Origin of the sequence: Actinoallomurus acaciae (assembly GCF_042429965.1) — a bacterium.
Taxonomy (GTDB): Bacteria; Actinomycetota; Actinomycetes; order Streptosporangiales; family Streptosporangiaceae; genus Actinoallomurus; species Actinoallomurus acaciae.
This window is the reverse complement of record NZ_JBHLZP010000555.1, coordinates 1-8,228: the sequence shown is the minus strand read 5'-3', so window position 1 is coordinate 8,228 and position 8,228 is coordinate 1. Positions and strand designations below refer to the sequence as shown.

9 protein-coding genes and 2 pseudogenes are annotated in these 8,228 nt (G+C 71.4%); 7 read left to right on the top strand and 4 right to left on the bottom strand.

Annotation, left to right across the window (positions count from 1 at the left end):
• The 4 genes and pseudogenes from nrfD to ACFFNX_RS41665 all read right to left on the bottom strand — a co-directional run.
• Positions 1-591 (bottom strand): NrfD/PsrC family molybdoenzyme membrane anchor subunit (nrfD, locus tag ACFFNX_RS41680; protein WP_378211718.1); only part of this gene is annotated, 591 nt, incomplete at its 3' end.
• Positions 501-1,310: a 4Fe-4S dicluster domain-containing protein gene (locus ACFFNX_RS41675; RefSeq protein WP_378211717.1), complete on the bottom strand. Its 810-nt coding sequence runs from the start codon at positions 1,308-1,310 to the stop codon at positions 501-503. The genes ACFFNX_RS41675 and nrfD, both read right to left, overlap by 91 nt.
• Positions 1,311-1,312: 2 nt before the next feature.
• Positions 1,313-4,542: pseudogene (gene fdh, locus ACFFNX_RS41670) on the bottom strand (formate dehydrogenase).
• Positions 4,543-4,656: 114 nt separating this feature from the next.
• A complete protein-coding gene (locus tag ACFFNX_RS41665; protein WP_378211716.1) occupies positions 4,657-5,202 on the bottom strand; it encodes a DUF421 domain-containing protein in 546 nt (181 codons plus the stop codon).
• A gap of 208 nt (positions 5,203-5,410) precedes the next feature.
• Between ACFFNX_RS41665 and ACFFNX_RS41660 the strand changes: the two genes are divergently transcribed.
• The 7 genes and pseudogenes from ACFFNX_RS41660 to ACFFNX_RS41630 form a co-directional block, all read left to right on the top strand.
• Positions 5,411-6,130, top strand: a complete 720-nt coding sequence (locus tag ACFFNX_RS41660; RefSeq protein WP_378211715.1) for a (R)-mandelonitrile lyase — start codon at positions 5,411-5,413, stop codon at positions 6,128-6,130.
• A 308-nt stretch (positions 6,131-6,438) separates the two neighbouring features.
• Positions 6,439-6,915, top strand: coding sequence for an Asp23/Gls24 family envelope stress response protein (locus ACFFNX_RS41655; RefSeq protein ID WP_378211714.1), 477 nt, complete (start codon positions 6,439-6,441; stop codon positions 6,913-6,915).
• Positions 6,912-7,214 carry a hypothetical protein gene (locus tag ACFFNX_RS41650; RefSeq protein WP_378211713.1) on the top strand — a complete coding sequence of 101 codons (303 nt, stop codon included), beginning with the start codon at positions 6,912-6,914 and terminating at the stop codon, positions 7,212-7,214. The genes ACFFNX_RS41655 and ACFFNX_RS41650 overlap by 4 nt, the downstream gene beginning before the upstream one ends.
• Positions 7,211-7,426, top strand: a complete 216-nt coding sequence (locus tag ACFFNX_RS41645) for a hypothetical protein (RefSeq protein ID WP_378211712.1) — start codon at positions 7,211-7,213, stop codon at positions 7,424-7,426. Before ACFFNX_RS41650 ends, ACFFNX_RS41645 begins: the two co-directional genes overlap by 4 nt.
• 36 nt (positions 7,427-7,462) lie before the next feature.
• Entirely contained in the window at positions 7,463-7,654 is a 192-nt protein-coding gene (locus tag ACFFNX_RS41640) for a hypothetical protein (protein ID WP_378211711.1), read from the top strand.
• On the top strand, positions 7,651-8,049 hold the full coding sequence (locus tag ACFFNX_RS41635; RefSeq protein WP_378211710.1) for an Asp23/Gls24 family envelope stress response protein: 399 nt from the start codon (positions 7,651-7,653) through the stop codon (positions 8,047-8,049). The genes ACFFNX_RS41640 and ACFFNX_RS41635 overlap by 4 nt, the downstream gene beginning before the upstream one ends.
• Positions 8,046-8,228: pseudogene (locus tag ACFFNX_RS41630) on the top strand (hypothetical protein); the annotation flags it as partial. The gene ACFFNX_RS41635 and the pseudogene ACFFNX_RS41630, both read left to right, overlap by 4 nt.

Genomic DNA, 8,228 nt, shown 5'->3' with positions numbered 1-8,228 from the left:
CGCGGTGTCGGCGGCCAGCACCGCGGTGTACGCCGCGACCGCCGGGCCCAGCGTCGCGGCTCCCCCGGTCGCGAGGCGCCCGAGGCGCGGGAAGAGCCCGGTGAGGTCCAGCACCGCCGCGGCACCCGCGGCCGGCCCGTAGCCCATCAGCAACCAGGTGCCGACGCTCATCGGCGAGGTCGGCTTGATCACTCGGAGCATGTTGAGGAACCGGGCGGGACGGCCCAGATCGTGGACCAGCGCGGCGAGAGAACCCGAGATCGCCACCAGCGACGAGATCTTCAGCGCCCGCGCCGTGCGCGGGCGGCCGGTGAGCTGGGCCCCCGCGGCGAACACCGAACCGGCGCCGGCCAGGCCACCGAGGAAGAAGTAGCCCGCGATGTCCAGTGGCTCCCACACCGGCGGGTTGATGATCGGCCTGCCGTAGTAGGAGGTGAACGTCGCGTCCGGCACCACGGGCTGCTCGCCACGTCCTGCGCGGTGGCGGCCCCTGCGACCGCTCACCGTCTCCCTCCGGTACGGCCGTGGGCGGCGAACACGGCGATCAGCCCGCCCACCAGCGTCAGCGCGGCGGCTCCGGCGTGGCGCCACATGGACGGCAGGTCGCGGGTCGTGACCACCGGGTCCGGGGGCAGCCCGTACACCTCGGGCTCGTCGAGCAGCAGGAAGAACGCTCCGTCGCCGCCGACGCCGTCACCCGGGTCGTGGCCGTAGAGGCGTGCGTCCGTGACGCCGGCGTCGTGCAGTCCCGTGAGGCGTTCGGCCGCCCGGGCCCGCAGCTCGTCCAGCGGGCCGTACTGGATGGACTCGGTGGGGCAGGCCTTGGCGCAGGCGGGTGTCAGGCCGTCGCCGATGCGGTCGTAGCACAGCGTGCACTTCCAGGCGCGGCCGTCGTCCCTGCGCTGGTCGATGACCCCGTACGGGCAGGCGGGAATGCAGTAGCCGCAGCCGTTGCAGACGTCCTCCTGGACGACGACGGTGCCGTACTCGGTGCGGAAGAGGGCGCCGGTCGGGCAGACGTCGAGGCAGCCCGCCTGGGTGCAGTGTTTGCACACGTCGCTGGCCATCAGCCAGCGCAGCTCGTCACCCGGGCCCGCGGCGGTGGGCGCCTCGACGGGTCGGCGTTGCTCGATGAAGGCCACGTGCCGCCAGGTGTCGGCGCTGAGGCTCCCGGTGTTGTCGTAGGACATCCCGGTGAGCTTCAGGCCATCCTCGGGGATGGCGTTCCACTCCTTGCACGCCACCTCGCACGCCTTGCAGCCGATGCACACCGAGGTGTCGGTGAAGAAGCCCATCCGCGCCGGCGACATCGTCACATCTCCATTCCGGTCTCATCGGTGATGCCGGCGCGCCGCCGGTAGTCGCGGACGTACTCCAGGAGCGCGGGGCCGCGCGGCCTCCGGCCCGGCTGGATGTCGCAGGCCATCGCCTTGACCTCCTGAATGTGGGTGTTGGGATCGAGGACGACGGGCGCCAGCTCGTTCGCCGCGTCGCCGGTGGACAGGCCGTTCGGCCCCCAGTGGTAGGGCAGGCCGACCTGGTGCAGCGTGCGGCCGTCCACCCGCAGCGGGGTCAGGCGCTCGGTGACCAGGACCCGTGCCTCGATCGCGGTCCGCGCGGTCACGATGGTCGCCCAGCCGAGGTGCTCCAGCCCCCGCTCGGCCGCCAGCTCCGGCGACACCTCGCAGAAGAACTCCGGTTGCAGCTCCGACAGGTACGGCAACCACCGCGACATGCCGCCCGCGGTGTGGTGCTCGGTGAGCCGGTACGTCGTCGTCACGTACGGGAACACCTCCGATCCCGGCGGCTGGTACCGGTTCAGCGGATCGCGGATGACCTCGCGCACCGGGTTGCTCCGCTGGGAGTACAGCGCGTTGGCGAACGGCGACTCGTGCGGCTCGTAGTGCACCGGCAGCGGCCCGTCGACGAGCCCCGCCGGGGCGTACAACCACGCCTTGCCGTCCGCCTGCATGATGAACGGGTCGGTGCCGCTCAGCGCGGCCGGGCCCTTCGCGTCCTCTTCCGGCCGGTAGTCCGGGGCCTTGCCCGGCTCGAAGTCCGGAATGTCGTGGCCGGTCCACCTCTGCCCGTCCCACCACACGTAGGCCTTGCGTTCGCTCCACGGGCGGCCGTCGGGATCGGCGGAGGCGCGGTTGTACAGGATGCGGCGGTTGGCGGGCCACGCCCAGGCCCACTCCTTGGCCACCCAGTCCTGCTCGGTGTGCGGTTTGCGCCGGTCGGCCTGGTTGACGCCATCGGCGTACACGCCGCAGTAGATCCAGCACCCGCAGCTGGTCGAGCCGTCGTCCCTCAGCTCGGGGTAGCCGCTCAACGGCCGGCCGTCGGGCCCGAAGCCGTTGATCTCGGCCAGCACCGCCTCCGCGTCCGGCTCGGCGAATGGGCCGTGGACGGGATAGTCCCAGGTGAGGTCGAGGATGGGGCGGTTCATCTCATCGGTGTGGCCGGCCAGCTTCTCGCGGATCCGGCGCCCGAGGTGGTAGGTGAACCACAGGTCGCTGCGGGCGTCGCCCTGGGGCTCGACCGCCTGCCGGTGCCACTGGAGCAGCCGCTGGGTGTTGGTGAAGCTGCCCGACTTCTCGGTGTGCGCGGCGGCGGGGAGGAAGAACACCTCCGTGCCGATCTCCTCGATCCGCAGCTCCCCGGTCTCGATCTCCGGGCCGTCCTTCCACCAGGTCGCGCTCTCGATCAAGGAGAAGTCGCGCACCACGAGCCAGTCCAGCTTCGCCATGCCCAGCCGCTGCATCTTCGCGTTCGCCGAGCCGACCGCCGGGTTCTCGCCCAGCAGGAGGTAACCGCCGCAGGTGCCCTCCAGCTGCGCCATGACGGTCTGGTACGTGCTGTGGCCGCCGGTCAGGCGCGGCAGATAGCCGAACGCGTAGTCGTTGTCCTCGGTCGCCGCCGGACCCCACCAGGCCTTCAGCAGGCTGACCAGGTAGGACCGCATGTTCCCCCAGTAGCCCTTCTCCGCGCCCTCGGCCGCCACGAACTCCTCCAGCGTCTGGTTCCGGTGCGCGTGCGGCATCGGAATGTAGCCGGGCAGCAGGTTGAACAGCGGGATGTCGGTGGAGCCCTGGATGCTCGCGTGCCCGCGCAGCGCGAGGATGCCGCCGCCCGGCCGGCCGATGTTGCCGAGCAACGCCTGCAGGATCGAGGCGGTCCGGATGTACTGCACCCCGACCGTGTGCTGCGTCCAGCCGACCGCGTACGCGAACGCCGTCGTACGCTCCCGCCCCGAGTTCTCGGTGACCAGCTCGCACACCCGCCGGAACGTCTCCTGCGGGACCCCGCACACCCGCTCGACCATCTCCGGCGTATAGCGGGCGTAGTGCCGCTTGAGGATCTGGAAGACACAGCGCGGATGGGTCAGCGTCTCATCGGTGCGGATCTCCCCGGACACGCCGGCCCCGCCGGACCCGAGCGCCTCTCCCCGGGCGGCCTCCCGGACCGCGGCGCCGGCCTCGGTGCGCTCCTCGTACTCCTCGTCCCGCCCGCCCGCGGCGGCCTGCACCACGACCCCCTCGTACTGCCAGGTCATCGGGTCGTAGACGCGGTTCTCGCGGTCCAGGCCCGAGAAGACGCCGTCGAGGTCCTCGGCGTCGCGGAACTCCTCACCCACGATGGTCGCGGCGTTGGTGTAGGTCAGCACGTACTCCCGGAAGTCCTTCTCGTTCGTCAGCACGTGGTTGACGAGCCCGCCGAGGAACGCGATGTCCGACCCCGCCCGCAGCGGTACGTGCAGGTCCGCCAGCGCGCTCGTCCGGGTGAACCGCGGATCGATGTGGATCAACGTCGCGCCGCGCGCCTTGGCCTCCATCACCCACTGGAAGCCCACCGGGTGGCACTCGGCCATGTTCGAGCCCTGGATGACGATGCAATCGGCGTTCGCCAGATCCTGCTGGAACGTCGTGGCGCCGCCACGCCCGAAGCTGGCCCCCAGACCGGGGACGGTGGAGGAGTGTCAAATACGGGCCTGGTTCTCGATCTGGATCGCGCCCAGCGCCGTGAACAGCTTCTTGATGAGGTAGTTCTCCTCATTGTCCAGCGTGGCCCCGCCCAGGCTCGCGAACTCATGGTCCGCCGCACCCGGGCCCCGCCCTCCTCCCACTGCCAGCCCCGCTCACGCGCCTCGATCACCCGGTCGGCGATCATGTCCATCGCCTCGTCGAGCCCCAGGCGTTCCCACTCCGTGCCGTACGGCCTGCGGTACAGCACGTCGTACCGGCGCCCCGGCCCGGTGGTCAGCTGGAGGCTCGCCGACCCCTTCGGACACAGGCGGCCACGGGAGATCGGCGAGTCGGGGTCCCCCTCGATCTGGACGACCCTCTCGTCCTTGACGAAGACGTCCTGCCCGCAGCCGACGGCACAGTACGGACAGATCGACTTGACCACCCGATCAGCGGTCGCGACCCGCGGCCTGAGCTCGGCCGTACGGCGGCTCATCGCGGCCTCACCCCGGCCGGACCGGTCCGCCCCACGGAACTGGCGGTAAACCGGCCAGGACTCCAGCCATCTGCGAATCACAGGTCCCCCTCCTGGATCCGGTCACGCCGGCACAGACTCCCCTACTACGACCTGGCCAAATACGGGGCCCACAAACCTCGGTCGCGGTCGGGACCGACCTCCGCCAACGCTTGATCAGGCCTCGCCGGCCGGGACGTCCACCGCCTCGCGCAGCCCCGCCCGGATCAGGTCGGGCGGTTCGGCGGCCGAGTGCGCCCCGGAGACCACGGTCAGGCCGCCCTTGGCCTCGTAGAGAACGAAGCGCACGTCGGACAGCTCGAACACGCCCCGCTGCCGAAGCTGCGCCATCAGGTCGCTCTCGGTCAGCCCGCAGATCATCAGCTGGCGGCGACGCACCCTCCCATGAGCGACGAGGACGCGGATCCGGTGATCGGTGAGGCGGCGGAACCGCGGCCGTGACCGCAGCACGCTGACCACGCGGTGCATCGCGACGAGGGTGATCAGCGCCACGGCCCCGGTGACGAACGACTGGTCCGACGCGATCGCCGTACGCCCCACGATCGCCCCCACCGCCACCGCGGCCACGGAGTCGATGATCGTCCACTGGGCCAATGTGCGTCTCTCGCCGACGCGTAGCGCCCCCAGCGCCATCACGTACATCAGCGCGGCCTTGCCCGCGACCGCGCCCAGGTGCGTCCAGTCCCCCGCCAGCCACGACATGCCCCACTCCCCCACGCGCCGATCCCGGCGACGCCGCCGTCCATCGCCCCCGGCATACGTTCCCCGCCGCGACTCGACGATCCGGCCGAGCGGCCCTGCCGACCCTGGTTCATTTCTGTACCTACTAGTATGTACACTGCCTCGCAGACCGATACGCGATCGAAGGAAGCCCGAGAACATGCGCATATCCCGCGCTTCGCGCAGCGGCGTGTCCGCACCGCCTGAGTGGTTCACCGGCGATGCCCGCATCGAAGAACTGGCCGCACCCGAAGGGCCGTCCCGTACGCAGGTCGACAGTGTTCGCTTCGCGCCCGGGACCCGTACGCACTGGCACCGGCACCCGGTCGGGCAGGTGCTCGTGGTCACGGAGGGCACGGGGCTCGTGCAGCGCCGTGCTGGAGAGGTCGAGACCATCCGCGCGGGCGACGCCGTACGGATCGAGGCCGGCGAGTGGCATTGGCACGGCGCGGCGCCCGGTGGCGCGATGACGCATCTCGCCATCGAGGAACTGCCGGAGGACGGGCGGAGGGCGGAGTTCGCGGAGGCCGTGACGGACGCCGAATACGGCGGCGAGTCCGGACACGCCGAGCCCGCGCCGCCGCTCAGCCGCGTGATCGTCATGGACCAGAGGCTGCCGGAGCCGCTGGCCACCCGGCGCGTGGAGATCCGGCGGATCACCATCGCCCCCGGGTACGCCGCGGGGCTGCACGTCCACAACGGGCCGGTATTCGGCAGCATCGAGGCGGGCGCGGCGGTCTACCAGATCGAAGGCGAGGCCGAGACGATCCTGGGGCCCGGCGACGTGTTCTACGAGCCCGAAGGCGTGCGCATCGCGCGCTTCGACGCGCAGGAGGACGGCGTGACCTTCCTCGGGTACTTCCTGCTCGCCGACGGCGTCGACGCCGATCTCGTCTTCCCCGACGCCTGAGGTCGAGCGCAGCCCGGCGCGGGTCTCTCCGGCCGCGGAGCGGAAAAACCCGCCCTTACCTCCCGAATGATGACCTGACGTGGGCTAGCCTCAATACAGAGGGTATTCGGGGATAATTGAACGCTCATTGATCGCGCTGGGCCTCGCGGGCGTGAAACACAAGGTCACGCCCGCCGACCGGTGCCCGCTGATCAGAATGTCGACGCCGAGAGGCGATCACTCATCGTCATCGCCGTGATCATGCGGTGTACCGCACCCGCCCGACGGCCATCGGTCATGACGCGCGCGAGGAGACGAGAGGTGATCCCATGAGCGCTCCGGCAAGTGAGCGAACGGATCAGAAGACGACCACGCCCGGCGAGGTGAAGGCCCGTCAGGGCGGAGAGCTGGTCGGCGAGCACGGCCGGACGGCCATCGCGGACACGGTCGTCGCCAAGATCGCCGGTATGGCGGCCTCGGAGGTGCAGGGCGTGTACGCGATGGGCGCGGGCATGGCTCGCGCGTTCGGCGCGGTACGCGAGCGCATTCCCGGCGTCGGCCGCCCGAACGTCGCCCAGGGGGTGGCGGTCGAGGTCGGCGAGCGGCAGGCGGCCATCGACGTGGACGTCATCGTCGATTACGGCGTGTCCATTCCCGACCTGGGGAACGGCATCCGCCGCAACGTCATCGCCGCGGTGGAGAAGATGTGCGGCCTGGACGTCACCGAGGTGAACGTCAACGTCGGCGACATCCATCTGCCGGGCGAGGAGAGCAGCGAAGAACCGGCCGAGCCGCGGGTGCGATGAGCCCTTCCCAGGCGGCCCGCCTGGCCGAGCGGATCGCCGCCGCGGTGGCGGACTGCCCTTCGGTGGCCCGCCTCGCCGCCGGTCCGATCGCCACCTACCTGCCCGGCCGCACCGTGCCGGGAGTGGCCGTGCGGGAGGACCGGGTGCGGATCGCGGTGGTGGCCGCCTTCGGCCCGCCGATGGCCGAGGTCGCCGAGCAGGTGCGGGCCGCGGCCCGGAAGGTCGTGCCGGACCTGCCGATCGACGTGGCGATCGAGGACGTCGAGGTGCCCGCCGCGACGGTGGGAGCGGACTCGTGAGCGACCGCGGAGCGTTCGCGGCGTGGGTGCGGGCCCATCATCCCGACGTGGGCGGTGACCCGGCCGAGTTCGCCGCCGGGCTGATGCGCCGGCGTGCGGCGGGGAGCGTCGCCGACGTGGTGGTGCCGGTGTTCGTGTTCCGCTCACGGCACGGGCTGTGGCACGTCGCGCGCTGGTTGCGCCGGCGGCGTCAGGGCCCGCGGGTGCTGTGAGGACCTGCGGGGTTGTGAGGAGAAGAGGTGAGTGACATGAGTGAGATGCGATGGTGGCCGGCCGTGGGCCTGGGCTTCGGGACCGCGCTCGGTTTCGCCGGCGCCTTCGGCGGCTTCGCCGCCTTCGTGATCGTGTTGGTGCTCGGGATCGTGGGGTTCCTGGTCGGCCGGGTGATGATCGGCGAACTCGACCTCACCGAGATCCTGGGTAACCGGAGGCGATCGTGAGCACCGAGCTCGAGTCCCGGGCCGGGGGGACGATCGCGCTGGAGCATCGGGGCCGTACGGAGATCGCCGACCGGGTTCTCGCGAAGATCGCCACCCGTACGCTGACCGAGGTCGAGGACGTGGGCGGCACGGCCCGGCGCGTACTGGGCGTACCGCTGGGCCGCGACTCCATGGAGAGCGCACCGTGGGTGACGGCGAAGATCGACGGCGGCCTGGCCACGCTCCGGATGCGGATCTCGGTCGCCTATCCGGCGCCCGTCCGTGAGGTGACGCGACACCTGCGGGAGCTGGTGCGGACCCGCGTCGGCGAACTGACCGGCCTCGACGTGCGCGAAGTCGACATCGACGTCATCCGGCTCCCGGCCGCCGAACAGACCGGGAGGCGAGTGCGATGACCGGAATGGACGCCGTCCGGACCGGCGGTGTGCGCCCGCCGTCCCGCCGGGCCGTACGCCGGGCCTTCGGCCCCCGGCGTGTGCTGCCCTCGGTGGTGACCGCCGCCCTGCTGGCCGCCGACGCGGTCATCCTCGCGGTCGAGGTGATCGGCGCGCTCGTCGGCTGCCCGCCGGGCGTG